General features: G+C 44.2%; 1 pseudogene. It reads left to right on the top strand.

The window, feature by feature from the left end:
- Positions 1-240, top strand: a pseudogene (locus tag MTCD1_RS20175) (ABC transporter ATP-binding protein); the annotation flags it as partial.

The following is a 240-nucleotide window of genomic DNA, read 5'->3' as shown; positions in this document are numbered from 1 at the left end:
GGTTAGCACACCGCTATTTATTACGCCAAAGTGTGTCTTTTTTCCAAAGTGACTTTGCCGGACGTATTGCCACCAAAGTAATGCAAACTGCCTTGTCGGTACGTGAAACAGTGATGAAGTTACTGGATGTATTGGTCTATATCGCAGTGTATTTTATGGCGATGTTAGTCATGATCGGGCAAGCAGACATGCGCTTGATGCTGCCGATGCTAGCGTGGTTAATTGGTTTTATTGCTATCC

It is taken from the genome of Colwellia marinimaniae, from assembly GCF_002207865.1.
Classification (GTDB): Bacteria; Pseudomonadota; Gammaproteobacteria; order Enterobacterales; family Alteromonadaceae; genus Colwellia; species Colwellia marinimaniae.
This window is presented reverse-complemented; position numbering and strand designations above follow the sequence as displayed.